The 15,029-nt window shown below is 44.3% G+C and carries 10 protein-coding genes and 4 pseudogenes; 12 read left to right on the plus strand and 2 right to left on the minus strand.

Annotation, left to right across the window (positions count from 1 at the left end; genetic code table 11):
• The first annotated feature begins 1 nt into the window (after position 1).
• The 10 genes and pseudogenes from QUF19_RS04920 to tnpC (QUF19_RS04965) all read left to right on the plus strand — a co-directional run bounded on the left by QUF19_RS04920 (position 2) and on the right by tnpC (QUF19_RS04965) (position 10,405).
• Positions 2-751, plus strand: a complete 750-nt coding sequence (locus QUF19_RS04920; protein WP_269995615.1) for an alpha/beta fold hydrolase — start codon at positions 2-4, stop codon at positions 749-751.
• A complete protein-coding gene (locus tag QUF19_RS04925) occupies positions 748-2,925 on the plus strand; it encodes an isocitrate/isopropylmalate dehydrogenase family protein (protein WP_286296856.1) in 2,178 nt (725 codons plus the stop codon). Before QUF19_RS04920 ends, QUF19_RS04925 begins: the two co-directional genes overlap by 4 nt.
• Complete coding sequence (locus tag QUF19_RS04930; RefSeq protein ID WP_269995619.1) at positions 2,919-3,596, plus strand: RraA family protein; 678 nt, start codon at positions 2,919-2,921, stop codon at positions 3,594-3,596. The genes QUF19_RS04925 and QUF19_RS04930 overlap by 7 nt, the downstream gene beginning before the upstream one ends.
• On the plus strand, positions 3,593-4,471 hold the full coding sequence (locus QUF19_RS04935) for a DUF6282 family protein (RefSeq protein ID WP_286296859.1): 879 nt from the start codon (positions 3,593-3,595) through the stop codon (positions 4,469-4,471). Before QUF19_RS04930 ends, QUF19_RS04935 begins: the two co-directional genes overlap by 4 nt.
• Positions 4,472-4,775: 304 nt before the next feature.
• Positions 4,776-4,919: a hypothetical protein gene (locus tag QUF19_RS04940; protein WP_286296861.1), complete on the plus strand. Its 144-nt coding sequence runs from the start codon at positions 4,776-4,778 to the stop codon at positions 4,917-4,919.
• Between the two features lie 234 nt (positions 4,920-5,153).
• Positions 5,154-6,625, plus strand: a pseudogene (ltrA, locus tag QUF19_RS04945) (group II intron reverse transcriptase/maturase).
• 223 nt (positions 6,626-6,848) lie between these two features.
• Complete coding sequence (gene tnpA / locus QUF19_RS04950; RefSeq protein ID WP_286296862.1) at positions 6,849-7,160, plus strand: IS66 family insertion sequence element accessory protein TnpA; 312 nt, start codon at positions 6,849-6,851, stop codon at positions 7,158-7,160.
• A complete protein-coding gene (gene tnpB / locus QUF19_RS04955; protein WP_286296867.1) occupies positions 7,157-7,510 on the plus strand; it encodes an IS66 family insertion sequence element accessory protein TnpB in 354 nt (117 codons plus the stop codon). The genes tnpA and tnpB overlap by 4 nt, the downstream gene beginning before the upstream one ends.
• 151 nt (positions 7,511-7,661) lie before the next feature.
• Entirely contained in the window at positions 7,662-8,855 is a 1,194-nt protein-coding gene (locus tag QUF19_RS04960) for an ISL3 family transposase (RefSeq protein ID WP_286296869.1), read from the plus strand.
• Between the two features lie 14 nt (positions 8,856-8,869).
• The gene (tnpC, locus tag QUF19_RS04965) at positions 8,870-10,405 is read left to right on the plus strand and encodes an IS66 family transposase (protein WP_286298820.1); all 1,536 of its coding nucleotides are present in this window, start codon (positions 8,870-8,872) and stop codon (positions 10,403-10,405) included.
• 324 nt (positions 10,406-10,729) lie between these two features.
• On the opposite strand, the gene QUF19_RS04970 is transcribed toward tnpC (QUF19_RS04965), so the two are convergent.
• Both QUF19_RS04970 and QUF19_RS04975 read right to left on the minus strand, forming a co-directional pair.
• Positions 10,730-11,335, minus strand: coding sequence for an autotransporter outer membrane beta-barrel domain-containing protein (locus QUF19_RS04970; protein WP_286296872.1), 606 nt, complete (start codon positions 11,333-11,335; stop codon positions 10,730-10,732).
• A gap of 80 nt (positions 11,336-11,415) precedes the next feature.
• A pseudogene (locus tag QUF19_RS04975) lies at positions 11,416-12,252 on the minus strand (IS5 family transposase).
• A gap of 596 nt (positions 12,253-12,848) precedes the next feature.
• Between QUF19_RS04975 and QUF19_RS04980 the strand changes: the two are divergent.
• A pseudogene (locus tag QUF19_RS04980) lies at positions 12,849-13,265 on the plus strand (ISL3 family transposase); the annotation flags it as partial.
• Between the two features lie 14 nt (positions 13,266-13,279).
• Positions 13,280-14,752, plus strand: a pseudogene (gene tnpC, locus QUF19_RS04985) (IS66 family transposase).
• The last annotated feature ends 277 nt before the right edge of the window (positions 14,753-15,029 follow it).

Genomic DNA, 15,029 nt, shown 5'->3' on the forward strand with positions numbered 1-15,029 from the left:
CATGAACGTTGTATATTTTTCTCCTGAAGTGAGTTCTTCCCTGCTAAAGCAGGCTGTTGTTCTATCGCCGGTTATGCCAGTTTGGGACAAAGGAGAGTTTTGCTTACCCCTAACACAACATTTGAATCAGGCAGGCTATTGTGTCGCTGTAATCGACACCTTGTCGGTTTGTACCACTGATGAAGCGAACACATCCATCGAAGAGATAAAGCAAGCAATTTTGAAGGTGTCTGCTAACTCAGAGCTCCTACTGTGTGGTTTTGCGCTTGGAGGGGCTTTAGCTCAGTGTGTTGCTGCTCATCTACCTTCAGTGAGTCACTTGTTCTCGGTCTCTGGTCCGGGGCAGCAGACAATAGAACTAACTACCAAGCTAGGTGAATTGATCGCAAAACTCCGTAATTGTGAGCTTCCTGACGCCCTTGCCCAGCTTGGCCAATGGGTGGCTCCAACTGGCACGTTTGTTGAGATGATTCCTGCACCAGCTGCGTGCGATCATGAATTAGCTACACAAAGGATGTTGAATGGCTTCACATTGCTCCGAAGGCTAAATTCTAGGAATCATCTAGAGGCGTTTAAAGGCCGATGCTTATTGATGGTTGGCGATAAGTCTCAGATGGTCACGGCCTCTAATCAAATCTGTATTGAGAGAGAGGGGTATGAGATTGTTTCTATTCATAATGCAGGGATGCGCCCATGGGCAGACAATCCAAAACAGGTCGCTAAATATTTAACCCAATGGATTTCACTATGAAAAAAATACAAATACTGGTCTTGCCTGGTGATGGTATTGGTCAGGAAGTCTGCGATACCACTTTACCTATTTTGAATAAGCTCAACTTACCGATTGAACTATCGTATGGTGATATTGGTTGGCGGTGTTGGGAAAAAGAAGGCAATACTGTTCCCGAAGAAACGTGGTCTCAGATCCGTCAATCAGATGCTGTCTTGTTGGGTGCAGTTACCAGTAAAGGAAAATTTGAGGCGGAGAAAGCACTACCAATTTCGTTACAAGGTAAGGGACACCCTTACATATCACCTGTTATCCAACTTAGACAGAAGCTTGGTTTATACGCAAATATCAGACCGATACGTTATGTTACCGGTGACCGAAAACCTTTCAATTTGTGTGTAATACGAGAAAACACTGAAGGGCTTTATGCGGGGTTTGATTATCTTGGTATACCGGAACATGCTCAAGGCTGGCTAATACATGAAAACTTGACATATCATGGACCAGATCAAGCTGCTTGGAGTGTTAGGCTTCAGACTCGTTATGGATTAGAGAGGTTGTTTGAACAAGCCTTCAATTATGCGATAAAGCACAGCATGCGACGCGTAACGTTTGCAGATAAACCTAATGTGATGCGTGAAAGTGGACAATTTGCTAAAGAGATTTTCTTTGATATTGCGGACCGTTATCCTTCTATCGAGGCGGATATCCATAATGTCGACGCAGTGGCATTATGGCTAGTGAAAAAGCCTCATGAATTTGGCGTCATTGTAGCTGAGAACATGTTTGGTGATATTCTATCTGATTTGGCGGCAGGAGTTATGGGGGGGTTAGGTCTGGCACCGAGCGCCAATGTTGGTTCTGATATCGCTTATTTTGAGCCCGTACACGGGAGTGCACCAAAAATGGCAGGGAAGAACAAAGCGAATCCTTGTGCCATGTTCTTAACTATAGCTCTTATGTTGGAATACCTTGGTTTTAATACTGAAGCAGCGCGTGTTGAAAAGGCGGTCAAACATGTTATGCGTGAGAGAAAGCAGATTAGTTACGACTTTGGTGGGAGTGCTTCGACTCGGGAAGTTGCTGAAGCTGTAATCCGCTCGTTAACTGACAAACAGACATCCAACCGAGCTGCACTGATCACTATAGGGGATGAACTGTTGGCGGGTAAGTGTGTCAATACGAACTTAACCGACCTGAGTAAAATACTGGTGAACAATGGTTACGAGGTTGCTAATCAGTCCGTTTGTGCTGATTCATCCAGTGATATTGAAGAGAGTCTCAATAGATTAATTGGCGACACAGATTTAGTGGTTGTTTGTGGTGGGTTGGGCCCGACATCTGATGACAGAACACGTTATGCGATAGCTAAGGCTTGTGGTCAGCCTCTAGTACATAATGAACCAACTTGGCAATATATCCAAAAGAGGCTGAACGGATTTGGTGTACCCGTCGATGAGTCGAATCGCGTCCAAGCACTGTTTCCTGAGCACTCAAAGATCCTAGAGAATACACGTGGCACAGCGGCAGGCTTTTCTCTTTCTCTCAATAACACTCATATTATCGTTTTGCCAGGTCCACCTAGCGAAGCGACAGCTATTTTGCAAAATGCGATTTACCCACGTGATTGTGTCCAGAATGCCCGAAAGCGGTGTCAATGGATGCTGTTAGGTATCAGTGAAAGCGAAGCAGGCTCGGTTATCGAACAGCATTTAGCAAGCTATCATGGTGACATTCATTATCTGTGGAAATATCCTTATGTTCAAATCGAAGCTTTATTTGATGAAAGCAACGAGCCTCCACAGTCGGTCATTGATGATCTTGAAGGTATTTTGAAGACTTTCCTTGTAAGCAGAGATCACACTACAGCGGGTGAAAAACTAGCTGTTGCTACTGCTTTTATACAATGGTCTGGTGAAGATGAAAAACTCCAGAATCTTGTAGAACAATGGGGAGGTAACTCAGTTGGGGAGCCACAGGCGGCAATCCATTTGACACTCGCTCCCCCTCTCCAAGAGATTTCGGATAAGAAGCAATATCAAGGAGTAGCAACATTACGTTGTGTGACCTCAGAGGGAGAGTCGAGTGACATTCATTTCCCTTGTCGCGGTCCCGAAATAGAACTGTTTATTCAAGAGTATGCTGCTTGGTTTGCCTTGAAACAAATAAATCAACGAGAGGTTTTACCATGCTGACTTTAAAAGAACTCGAGATAAAAGAACGTTTGAATCGTATAGATACGGCTAGTGTATGCGATGCGCTAGACAGCCTTTCTTTAGTTGGTGGATTGCAGGGCATTAAACCAAGGACACCGGGAACCATAATGGCAGGCCCAGTCTATACAGTTCAGTATGCACCGATCGAGCGTGATACTGCTACGTTTCTCAATGCTGGCAACTATATCGATGAAGTACCTGAAGGATATGTGGTATTGGTCGATAATCAAGGTCGCCTAGACTGTACGAGCTGGGGAGGGATTTTGACTTCGAAAGCACAGAGAAAAAATATTGCTGGAACCGTTATTTATGGCTCGGGCAGAGATATCCGTGAAATCCAAAACGCCAACTATCCGCTTTTTTCTACAGGTATATATATGGTCTCTGGGAAAAATCGAGCGATAGTCGCCCACAGGCAAGTTTGCATAGAAATTCATGGTGTTTCAATTTACCCAGGTGATTGGCTCTTTGGGGATGACAATGGTGTTGTGGTGATACCAAAAGACCAACTGGAAGAAACTCTCTATCGTGCCGAGAATACAGAACAAACGGAAAAAAAAATCTTAGACGCTATAAATTCAGGTGAAACTCTAGAAGCGGCACGTGCGCAATATAGTTATTCGACTCCGTGGGAGGTTTCAAAGGAATGAGTGAATTTGAGCAATATTGGGAAAGCAGGCTACGTTTTGTTGATGTCCATTATCACGCCTCCCCAGATAGCTTTGAGCGGCGTTATCATGCTGTAGAAGCAGGCCGATTATACGCGCGTTATGGTGGAGGGTGTGTGCTTAAAAATCATTTAGGTAGCGTAACGGCTCTAGCAAGTATTTGTCAGCAGATGGAGCTACCTGTATTTGGTTCCATTGTACTCAATGAAATTGCCGGGGGGATCTGTACTCAGCCAATTAAACAAGCGTTATGTCAGTATCAGTTTCCACATCAGGGAAGACTGTTGGTGCATCTGCCGACTGTAGTCACATCTTCCCACCGTAGCGTTATGAGCCGGAAAATGGCTAACAATAGTGTGGAAAATTTTGCGCAAGTACCACTGAGAATCGTTGGTAATGACGGTAAACTGCTTCCTGCTTTACAGTCATTGCTCCACTTTTCTCAAGAACAGGATATTGTCATTTCCACTGGACATGCCTCTCGCGAGGAGATATATAGCTTGCTTGAACAAGTAGATAAAATGGGAGGGGGGTGTCGTGTGATGCTCAATCAGCCAGCTAACCCGATAACAGGAATGGTTGCTGAAGAGCTTATATCGTTGGGGCACCATGATTGGTTATATATAGAGCAAACGGCTCTGACCGTTCTGTTAGGCTATCAGAGCTTTGAGGATTTTTCAGTGGTATTATCTTCTGTCCCAAACCTACTTTACAGTTCAGATTTGGGGCAATCCTGTCAGATAGACATTCCTGAATGGCTTAAGCAATCCAAGATGTGGTTCGAGAAGATAGGGCTATCGAAATCACGTCAGAAAGATATTTGTCTCCATACGCCACTAACAATGCTGGCGCCTTAATTGGAGTTTAGGGCGTTGATATTTTGGGTTGACTATGGAATGGAGTATCAACCTTCCTCATTTCAACTATCAAAGCTAGAGCAAGCCTCTAGCTCATTCTTGTCTGTGCGACCTGAGGTCGTATGAAGCGTTGTTCACCGCTTAACGAGTGAACCATCTGTATCACCAGATGAACCTACGAGCCTGAATAAAGCAGCGGCTTGGACAATGTAACGAAACTTGGCCGTTGGGCTGAGTGGGAAAAGAATCGTGAGAGGACGTTCCTCCTGAAAACCACAATTCGGGTAAGTGCTAGGTAGTCAGTATGATGAACGTATGTGAATCCATTCAAGGTGCGTTATATGGTGAAGCAGCGGAAGTGGTTAATACGCTGTGGCCAAAAGGCAACGAGAGTTGGAAAGAGGTTGGACAGTACTTTTTCGTGGTCGCCGTACTCTCCGCACTATAGTGGGCATCTAAGCTGGCATTTTACGTAACATACGGAACAGGGTAAGCCTGTATCACTCCCTTTGGGAAAGCCTTTGTGGCCGATAGTGATGCAGGTATAGGAGGTCGGAAAAAGCGAAAGCTACATTGTAATGATGCAGATACAGACTTATGTCTGATCACGAAAGTGAGCCCACTTCCGACTGGTCTCCCATTGCGAGAGAATTTGAAGAACTTTATTCAAGGAGAAAAGCAAATGGTGATCTCGAAAGAGATTAGTGCATCTTCTGACGGCGCTCAATGGCAGTCCATCGACTGGAAATCCGTTGAAGCACACGTATTGAAGCTTCAAATGCGTATCGCAAAAGCAACGAGAGAAAAGAAATACAGTAAGGTGAAGTCCTTACAGTGGCTCTTGACTCATTCTCGCTCAGCCAAGCTTCTTGCGGTTAAGCGAGTCTCTCAGAATAAAGGCAGTAAAACGTCTGGAATAGACGGTGTCACCTGGAACACAGATGTACGCCGTATGAAAGCAGTCAATCAACTGAGCCGCAAGGCTTACTCTGCAAAACCACTCAGACGTATCTACATCCCCAAAAGAACGGTAAGCTCAGGCCATTGGGTATTCCATGCATGATTGATAGAGCGCAACAAGCCCTCCACCTTCTAGCATTAGAACCAGTGTCCGAAACGCTTGCCGACCTCAATAGCTATGGGTTTAGGCCAAATCGCAGTACGGCTGACGCCGTCAGTCAGTGTTTCAAATGTTTGGCTCTAAAGCGATCGGCGAAATGGGTTCTTGAGGGAGATATTAAGGCTTGCTTCGACAAAATCGGGCATCAATGGCTTATCGACAATATCACGGTTGATAAACGTATGTTAGAGCAATGGTTAAAGTCTGGCTATGTAGATAAGGGTCTGTTCTATGATACCGATGAGGGTACACCTCAAGGTGGAATAATATCTCCAACCTTGATGCTAATGACTCTCGTGGGAATAGAGCAACAAATAAAATCTATAGCTCTGAAAATGGGGGCTAAGGCCAACTTTATTGGTTATGCGGATGATTTTGTGGTCACCTGCTCTTCAAAGGAAGTGCTAGTGAACGATATTAAACCGTTGATCGCTGACTTTCTGGCAGAAAGAGGGTTAACCCTCTCCGAAGAGAAAACGAAGGTCACTCATATTGATGATGGCTTTGACTTTCTGGGTTTCAATCACAGGAAGTACAAAGGGAAATTGCTCATTAAACCGAGCAAATCTAACACGCTGTTATTCCTTAGAAATCTACGTGAACTTATTAAAAAGCACGTAACCATCCCTGTTAACGATCTTATCAAGTTGATAAATCCGAAACTTAGAGGGTGGGCGAATTACTATCGCCACTGTGTTGCTAAACAAGTATTCGGGTATGTCAGCCATAAACTATTCCAAGCGTTATGGCACTGGGCAGTTAGACGTCATCCAACCAAGTCCAAAGACTGGGTTGTTCATAAGTATTTTCTCAATCGTAAAGGCCAGTGGCAATTTCACGGTTGGCAGAAAATCATGGACATGGACTGTCACTTCAATCTGTTCCAAATAGCTAAAGTGCCCATCGAGCGACACGTAAAAATCAGGAATGCAGCGACCCCTTTTGACCCTCAATACCAAGAATATTTGATGAAGAGAAAATCTAAAAGGCTAGCTCGTAACTCTTGGAAAGAGCCTGTCCCGACTGCGTTATAAGTTGCTGGGTATCAATGATGCCTTAGTGGAGGCTTGAGCCGTATGCAGTGAAAGTTGCACGTACGGTTCTTAGAGGGGCGGCACTTGGTAACAAGTGTCATCTACTCGACAAAAGTGTGTTACACATATGTACACGATGTATTGTAAGCGCTCCATAAACCCCGCATTCTAATCGCCTAACACGAATTATAAGATCAAGTCTCCAACCATGAGGAGATTTGAAATGGGAAAACGACACACTAAACAAGAATGGCAAACGCTTATCGAACAATCTGAATCGAGTTCATTGTCAACGATCGCATTCTGTAAGCTCAATGACTTCAATCCCTCAACGTTTTATGCTAAGCGCCAACAACTCAAAAAAGCGGATGTATCTCAAGGCTTTGTCCGAGCAGAGGTCGTCGAAAAGACAACGAAATACCAAGCTCAAATAGCAACCGCTAACATGACCCTTCTCGTCAGTGATGTTGAGCTGAGTATTCCTCAAGGCACGCCTGCAACCTACCTAGCAGAGCTCATCGGGGCGCTGTCATGAAACGCATGCTGAGCGCCCCAGACATTTATCTGTATCGTGAGAGCGTCGATTTTAGAAAGTCCATCAATGGCCTCGCTGCAATTATCGAAAGTGACACCGATTTACCCTTGGGGAGTGGCGCACTGTTCCTGTTCACCAACAAACAGCGCGACAAAATCAAAGTGTTGTACTGGGATAAAACAGGCTTCGCCCTCTGGTATAAACGCCTCGAAAAAGCCAAGTATAAGTGGCCTTCAAAAGAGAGAAATAAGGTGTTTACCCTGACTCAATTTGAGCTTGATAGACTGCTTTCTGGTTTCACAATTATCGGTCATGAACCAGTCAAAATAAACGATTTTACAATGAGTTAATCGATAATAAAGCCTTATATACCAAGCGTTAACGGCACAGTTTTAATATAATAAATGGTTCATCGCGGATTAGCGGGAACTAAAAACAAAAACGGTAGTAAGTGATATGGTTTAGTCGCCAAACAAAAATCATACACAAACTACCGTTTTCATGCCGAATCATACTTTCCTATCTTCATTCTGGGAAGGCTTTAAAATAGTAAAGTCTCACCAGACAGCATCACTTATTACACTGACTCTTAAACCTAACTCTGAGGCTAAATGCTTTTGCGGTCTTGAAGCCGAGGCTATCCATGAGTATCAATGGCGTCATGTGAAAGATGCCATGCTGCTCAATGTCCCTGTTGAACTTTCCGTTCAAACTCGAAGGATTAAGTGTCGTGACTGCGGCATAAAAACAGAGTCTCTATCTTGGTTGGAGCCTTATGCTCGTATAACGAAGCGCCTAAAAAACTATATAGAACAACTACTGCCTCTTCTTCCCATTAAGCATATCTCCCAGTTAACGAGCGTTCATTGGCACACCATTAAAGAGATAGATAAACGTCGACTTCGCCAAGTGGTACCGTCAGTGAAATGGGAGGAGTTAACGCAACTCGTCATGGACGAGTTCGCCATCTTTAAAGGGCACCGATATGCCACAGTCATCGCTGATGCTAAGACTCACCAAGTCATTTGGATAGGGTTAGGCCGTAGCCGTAAGGACATACGACCGTTCTTCGAACAGTTAGGCAAGCATGGCAACAAAATCGAAGCGGTCGCGATGGACATGAATACGGCTTTTGACCTTGAAGTTCAAGCGCACTGCCCGAACGCAAAAATCGTTTACGACTTATTCCATGTTGTTGCTAAGTTCGGTCGTGAGGTGATGGATAGAGTCAGAGTCGACCAAGCTAACAAACTCAAGCAAGATAAAAAAACGAGGCAATGGGTCAAGCGCTCACGCTGGGTATTGTTGAAAAATAGAAGCAACTTAAATCCACGGCAAGATAGCTACCTTACCGAAATATTGAATATCAATAAAGACTTAATGACCACTTATATACTCGGCTCACAACTCAAAGAGCTTTGGTATTGTGAATCAGAAGCACATGCTAAGGGGCTCTGGGAGGTATGGTGGGCACAAGTGCAAGAGAGTGGAATTAAGCCATTGAAAGAGTTCGCACGAAAACTGAGGCCTTATCTTCACGGCATTATTGCATCGGCAAGTTACCCGTTAAACACCTGCACACTAGAAGGGATAAACAACAAGATAAAGCTAATCAAGCGAATGGGGTATGGATATCGAGATACAGACTACTTCTTCTTGAAGATAAAAGCGGCTTTCCCCGGAAAGCCGCGATGAACCTAATAAATGCCATGAAAAAGACGCCAAATATCAACCCGGAAAGTCAAGATATTGCCGAGCTACAAGCGATGGTAGCCGCTCTGATATCGGAGAAAAATGAGTGGAAAAAAGAGCGCCAATCGCTGCTTGAACAACTCAAACTTGCCTTCGACCGCCAGTTCGCTAAACGCTCGGAGGCGTTAAAGCCTTACGATGAATCACAAGGTGACCTGTTCAACGAAGTGGAATGTGAAGCCGCTAAGGAAGAAGAGGTTGAGGTGACAACGACGACCACAACGAAGAAACGTGGTAAACGTAAACCACTTCCAACGACCTTGCCTCGAGAGGTTATCGAGCTCGATTTAGACGACCACGAAAAGCAGTGTTCATGCTGCAATCATAACCTGCATAAAATCGGTGAAGACCGCAGTGAGAAACTTGAGTTCTCACCAGCCGTACTCAAAATGCTGGAGTATGTCCGTCCTAAATATGCTTGTCGTCAGTGCGAGCAAACCAAAGACAATAGCCGCATCGTTCAAAAGCCAGCACCACATAGTATTATCCCTAAGAGCTTCGCGACAGAAAGCTTGCTTGCCAACATTATCCTTGGTAAATACCAATACGCGATGCCACTGTATTGGCAAGAGTCGCTGTTTACTCAGTCGGGTATCGAGCTATCACGCACCACGATGGCAAGGTGGGTTATCCAAGTCAGTGAGAAGTTCGCACCACTCTACGCAGCTTTAAAAGAACACTTACTTCAACAAGTGGTGGTTCAGGCAGATGAAACGCCGCTCAATGTCCTCAAAGAAGAGAAACAGTGTTACATGTGGCTCTACTGCTCGGGCGTAGACTCGCCAGGTGCCGTACTCCCTAATGTGAAAAATATCGCCTTGTACGACTATCAAAACAGTCGAGCGAGGGCGTGCCCTATTGCCTTTTTAGGCAGCTACAACGGTTATCTACAAACCGATGGCTACGCGGCTTATGATGGACTTCATCAAATGACCAATGTGGGGTGCTTAGCTCATGCTCGGCGCAAGTTCATGGACGCTAAGAAGCTGCAAGGCAAAGGTAAGTCGGGTAAGGCCGATAAGGTGCTGGCTAAAATCCAAAAACTCTATGGGATAGAATCACGTTTAAAAGGTGCGTCTGTCGAAACACGAAAAGCAGAACGTCAACTGCATGCCAAGCCGATACTGGATGAGCTTTACGAGTGGATGACGACTCAACAAGTGCTAGCGTCTAGCCCGCTGGGCAAGGGGATAAAATACACGCTCGGACAATGGGCAAAGTTCATTCGTTATATCGACGATGGTCACTTATCTATCGATAATAATCGCGCTGAACGCGCAATTAAACCACTGGTCATTGGTAGAAAAAATTGGTTGTTCTCTGACACACCAAACGGTGCTGGTGCGAGCGCGATGCTTTACAGCATCGTCGAGACCGCGAAAGCCAACGGTCTTATCCTCTACGACTATCTGGTCAAGTGCATGAAAGAGTTGGCGAAAGCAGAGCCTGATATCGACGCACTCCTACCTTGGAACATGCCAAAAACGGAATAGTCCACCCTCCCCGAATAGTGTTCAGAATGAAAGATACAGCCTTAGTTGGCGGTATCTGCGTAGATATTAGAAAGTCAACGAGTCGATTTAGAGACGCTTACGGAACTTCTAGTGTGTCAGCTGCACGCGTCAGGTTCATGGTAAGCCACCATGATAAAACCCATACATCGACACTAGTATGGCTGCGTCAACCGCCATTAAAGGAAAATGCTAAACATATATCGCCTTTGAGCTAGGAGCACATTGCATTAACTGGTGAGTACCGTTGGCCAAATCCTTAACGTAGGGTAATTTACTAATTCCCTGTCTACCCTTTAACTGAGATCAGAAGTGATATTGGATATTTGTTATTAATGCAACATCATCTTCTATTTTTACAGTTCTATAAACATAATTACTTGAAAGATTTTGTTGTTCATGGGTAGTTAAAGAAATTTCACCTCCTAGACTCCAGTTTTTTGCAAATTTATAGTCTATACCTGTTTGTACACCTCCGATCGTGCCGTGTATATCATTTAAGTCGTTATCAAAGGCAAATTCATAGCCCATATGCACCCCAGTAGTCCAGCTCAACTTTTCAAAGAGTGGTAAAATATAATCGTAATTTATAGAGATAACACCGAGATCGACTCCTTCAGGAGCATCGTCCGGTTTGATATCATCGTAAACAAAACTCATTTTTATACGGTGGTTATTATTTATAATTACACCAGAATTAAGACCGACGATAGGTTGAGCTCTTAAATCGTAGCTGGAAGTCTCAACCCCCTCATAACTTCCTGTTAAATATTGTCTTTGCTGTTCTAATTTCCCACTAATTCGAGTTCCAACGTCAAGTCCAACAAAGTAATTATAATTGTCAGATGCATTGGCGATAAATGGTGTGCTAACAATCAGAGCTACCAGATTGTTTACTAGTATATTTCTCATAATTTTCTCTTTTGATAAATTTAACCGGCATTGTTGCTCAAATCAGCTTGAGGTTCAACGACGCCATATTTGACTAATAGTTAGCTTCTAACAGGCATACCTAGTCCTATGACTTTGTTTATAGCTTTGACATTCGCCATGATTTCTCACACTTGAACGTTGTAACATCTCAAGCTCAATTTACCGCTAGTTAGTCCTTTATATCGAGACATTGCAGTCTCAGATATTGAGCGATAGTAGTAACCAGACTCAGATTTCCACTCCGTTATTGTTCCGTTTTCAAGAGCCTCTACAGCTTCATTTCTGGGATGCCCACCTTCCCAAAGAGCCGCATTCTTTCGAGGTGGTATCAACGGAGTACAGCCCTTATTTTTCAGAGTCTCATGGCAACTTTTTGTGTCATATGCTCCATCAGCCGATACTGTATGGATCTTTCTACGTAAAGGGTTGAGTAATGTTGGCAGCACTTCGTTATCGCCAAAACTTACAAAACTGACTTCTGCACGAATAACCTCATGAGTTTCTACATCAACAGCTAAGTGCAGTTTGCGCCAAGTTCTGCGTTTTGCGGCACCGTGCTTTTTCACTTTTCATTCACCCTCGCCAAAAACTTTGAGACCAGTCGAGTCAATGGCTATATGGCGAATATCTCCTTTGGATTTATTGCGATATTTGACCTGAACTGTCTTCGAGCGTTTGCTGATACAGGTGTAGTCAGGGGACGTCAGTGGAACATCCAATAGCTCAAAGATAGAATCAATAAAGCCTTGAAGAGCACGTAATGGCAGAGAGAAGATCCCCTTAATCATCAAAGCAGTTTCAATCGCGGTATCAGAATATTGGAAACCTCTACCGCGCTTGCACAGAGCCTTATTGTATTCCGCCCAGTTAGTTATCTTCTTTTCCGCTTTACCTATGTCACCACCGTTCTAACTACCATAAAGGATCACAGGACTTGGAAAAGGTTCAACTGATTTAAGCAATAACGCCAATTTAACCTGTAAAAACAACCGATAAATCATATTTATAATAGACTACATCATCAACCCTGGCTTACCAGGAATATCAATTATAACCTTTTATTATCACAGAAGGCTTGAACACCCTATGGAGGTGCTTGTGGTTTTGTTGCGTAATTCGACGGAAATAAATAATGAAATTGCGATCTGATCAACCACGTCATCTAGCGATTACAATTGAGCTCATGGTGAGGCGAATGTCAAGGTAAGGGTGGCAAGAGTTGAGTGGCTTTGTTGACGCGCTCATTAAATCATCAATTTTGATTTGAGCGTGTCTTCCTTTAGCCTTGCCATATATCTTCATATCTAGCTCAATAACCACGCCTTACAAATACAACGAATCCAGACGTCATAATTTCAAAAAGCCCACCTATCGGTAAACCAATTATGCCGAATACAACCTAAGTCTGCGTGATCGGGGGACGCATTGATATCTGGTTACCCGACGACATTATAGAGAACTGACAAACTGAGCAATGCACTTACGATGGCACTGGGTCAAGCGCTCACGCTGGGTATTGTTGAAAAATAGAAGCAACTTAAATCCACGGCAAGATAGCTACCTTACCGAAATATTGAATATCAATAAGGACTTAATGACCACTTATATACTCGGCTCACAACTCAAAGAGCTTTGGTATTGTGAATCAGAAGCACATGCTAAGGGGCTCTGGGAGGTATGGTGGGCACAAGTGCAAGAGAGTGGAATTAAGCCATTGAAAGAGTTCGCACGAAAACTGAGGCCTTATCTTCACGGTATTATCGCATCGGCAAGTTATCCGCTCAACACCTGCACATTGGAAGGGATAAACAACAAAATAAAGTTAATCAAGCGAATGGGGTATGGGTATCGAGATACAGACTACTTCTTCTTGAAGATAAAAGCGGCTTTCCCCCGAAAGCCGCGATGAACCTAATAAATGCCATGAAAAAGACGCCAAATATCAACCCGGAAAGTCAAGATATTGCCGAGCTACAAGCGATGGTAGCCGCTCTGATATCGGAGAAAAATGAGTGGAAACAAGAGCGCCAATCGCTGCTTGAACAACTCTAACTCGCCTTCGACCGCTAGTTCGCGAAACGCTCGGAGGCGTTAAAGCCTAACGATGAATCACAAGGTGACCTGTTCAACGAAGCGGAATGTGAAGCCGCTAAGGAAGAAGAGGTTGAGGTGACAACGACGACCACAACGAAAAAGCGTGGTAAACGTAAACCTCTACCTAAGACTTTGCCTCGTGAGGTTATCGAACTCGATGTAGACGACCATGAAAAGCAGTGCGCTTGCTGCAATCATAGCCTGCATAAAATCGGTGAAGACCGCAGCGAGAAGCTAGAGTTCACGCCTGCTGTACTCAAGGTGCTGGAATATGTCCGCCCTAAATATACGTGCCGCGAGTGTGAGAAAACAAAAGACAATAGCCGCATCGTTCAAAAGCCAGCCCCGCAGAGTCTTATCCCTAAGAGCTTCGCGACAGAAAGCTTGCTTGCCAATATCATTATGGGTAAATACCAATACGCGATGCCACTTTATCGCCAAGAATCACTGTTTACTCAATCGGGTATCGAGCTATCACGCACCACCATGGCAAGGTGGATTATCCAAGTCAGTGAGAAGTTCGAACCTTTATATGAAGAGCTGAAAGACCATCTTCTTCAACAAGTAGTGGTTCAAGCGGATGAAACGCCGCTTAATGTGCTCAAAGAAGAGAAACAGTGTTACATGTGGCTCTGCTGCTCGGGCGCCGACTCACCCGAAACCGCACTACCGAATGTGAAAAATATCGCCTTGTACGACTATCAAAACAGTCGAGCGAGGGCGTGCCCTATTGCCTTTTTAGGGAGCTACAACGGTTATCTACAAACCGATGGCTACGCGGCTTATGATGGACTTCATCAAGTGACAAATGTGGGGTGCTTAGCGCATGCTCGGCGAAAGTTCATGGACGCTAAGAAGCTTCAAGGCAAAGGTAAGTCGGGCAAGGCCGATAAGGCGCTGGCTAAAATCCAAAAACTCTACGGGATAGAATCACGTTTAAAAGGTGCGTCTGTCGAAGAAAGAAAAGCAGAGCGTCAAGCGTATGCCAAACCGATACTGGATGAACTTTACGAATGGATGACGACCCTGAAAGTGATAGGCTCTAGTGCACTAGGTAAAGCAATAAAATACACGCTCGGACAATGGCCAAAGCTCATTCGTTATATCGACGATGGTCACTTATCTATCGATAATAATCGCGCTGAACGCGCAATTAAACCGCTGGTCATTGGCAGAAAAAATTGGTTGTTCTCTGACATACCAAACGGTGCAGGTGCGAGCGCCATTCTTTACAGCATCGTCGAGACCGCGAAAGCAGAGCCTGATATCGACACACTCCTACCTTGGAACTTCAAACATTAGTAATATCGCCCCGTGGGTTCGTGGGGCGCATACGATGTATTTCGAAGAGTTGACCGGAGTGTGGTAATTTTACTACGTTGAACCTTAGTCATTGTTCAAATTTGCAGACTTTCGATGCAATGTTATGCGAACTTATGCTGCAAATAGTATTGTAAGTCTTTGATGGTTGGTTCGAGTTATGCTGACTTATCCTGCAATCATCACCATATAAAAAGCCGCTCTTAATGAGCGGCTTTTTGCTGTCTGAAGCTTTTTAAAGTGAACAACAGTTCGCAAT

The sequence above is a fragment of the Vibrio sp. FE10 genome, assembly GCF_030297155.1.
GTDB classification, from domain to species: Bacteria; Pseudomonadota; Gammaproteobacteria; order Enterobacterales; family Vibrionaceae; genus Vibrio; species Vibrio apostichopi.